At 53.2% G+C, this 1708-nt stretch carries 1 protein-coding gene; it reads right to left on the bottom strand.

Features of this window, described 5'->3' with window-relative positions; translation table 11 throughout:
- On the bottom strand, positions 1 to 1708 hold a 1708-nt coding region (locus H5154_RS22605), incomplete at both ends, for an Ig-like domain-containing protein (RefSeq protein WP_182719711.1).

Below are 1708 nucleotides of genomic sequence, written 5' to 3'. Positions count from 1 at the left end.
AGATTTTCAGTGATGGTGATAGTACTACCAGCAGGTAAATCGGAGGTACCGCTGAGAGACACTAACTGTCCTAATAGGAAGGTGGGCACAAACGCAAGCTCTGGTGGAATTGTATCCACCACGCCATTGTCACTGGCGTTGCCGGTATTACCTGCGGCATCAGTGAGACTGGCAGTCACGGTGTACGCACCATCGATAAGCGGCTGCGTGGCTTCTGCACTCCAATTACCGCTAGCATTGGTTTGTACTGTCACCGTATGGCTGCCATTGCCATCCGTAAAGGTAATCGCAATGTCACTATTGGCTAGATCCGATGTCCCTGTAACCAGCGGCGTATTGTCGTTGGTCAACGCCGGTGCATCGATAGTGACGCTCGGCGCTGTTGTGTCTATCACCCCAGTTTCGCTATCGGTGCCGGTATTGCCTGCGGAGTCTGTCACACTGACATTCACTGTGTACTCGCCTTCGACGAGCGCGTTACTGACCTCCACCGACCAATTTCCTGCGCCATCCGTTAGGGCTGTCGCGCTTTGTACTGCGCCATTTGAAGCGATGATTTCAATCGTTACTTGTGTGCCTGCTGGCACACCACTACTTTGGCCACTAATAAGGGGGGTCACATCACTGCTGTCTGCCAGTGCATCCACACTGAGCATTGGAGCCGTTACATCAATCACCCCGGTGACACTGGCGCTGGCTGGATTGCCCGCTTGATCTGAGACACTCGCAGTGACTGTGTATTCGCCTTCAGCCAATACCTCCAGCGCAGGCACTGACCAGGTGCCTGATGGTGTCATTTGCGTGGTGACTGTGTGTGAGTTGCCTGCCGCATCATTAAATCCTAAGGTGACAATGCTGCCTTGTGGCGCACTGGCCGTGCCGCTGATAGTAGGCGTGGTGTCATTCGTGTCGGCTGGCGGATTAATGCTGATATCCGGCATGGTGGTGTCGATAATCCCAGTAACTGTGGCCGTGCCTTGATTACCCACGGCATCTTCAACGGTGGCGGTCACCGTAAAGTCACCTTCGGCTAAATCACTACTGGCCGTGACACTCCACGTGCCGCCGGTTACGGTGGTTTGAATAGTCTCTGCTGGATTAATTCCATCATTTATCACCACAGTGACAACACTGCCATCTGGCGCATCACTGCTTCCGTTAATGGTCGGTGTGGTGTCATTGGTTTCACCAATCGCATTGATGGTAATACTTGGCGCTAAGGTATTGAGTGTGAAGGTATCGGTGGCACTGTTGCTATTGCCCGCCGCATCACTGACGCTCGCAACCACCGTATAATCATCATCGGCTAAAACTGGGGCGGTAACGGCCCAGTCACCATTGACATCAACCGTGGCACTGAGTGTGGTAACTGTCCCACCGCTGTCGGTGACAGTGAGGTTTATCACCGTTCCTTGTGGCTCTGATGAGGTGCCACTGAGTGTCGGCGTATCATCATTAATGGCTCCGAGGCTATTGATACTGATCAACGGATCTAAGGTATCCACACTGCCAGTGCCGGTGTCACTGCCGGTATTGCCTGCCGCATCGGTAATACTGGCGGTCACTGTATAACTGCCATCCGGTAAGCTTGGTGCTGTTACTTGCCATGAACCATCAGCGAGGACGGTGGCACTTAATCCATAACTATCGCCATTGACATCCACGATACTGATGCTAACAACGGTGCCCGTAGGCTCGGTTGAGGTAC

It is taken from the genome of Pseudoalteromonas sp. SR44-5, from assembly GCF_014163675.1.
Taxonomy (GTDB): Bacteria; Pseudomonadota; Gammaproteobacteria; order Enterobacterales; family Alteromonadaceae; genus Pseudoalteromonas; species Pseudoalteromonas rhizosphaerae.
Note: the sequence above shows the minus strand (reverse complement) of the source record. Positions and strands in the feature narration are given on the sequence as shown.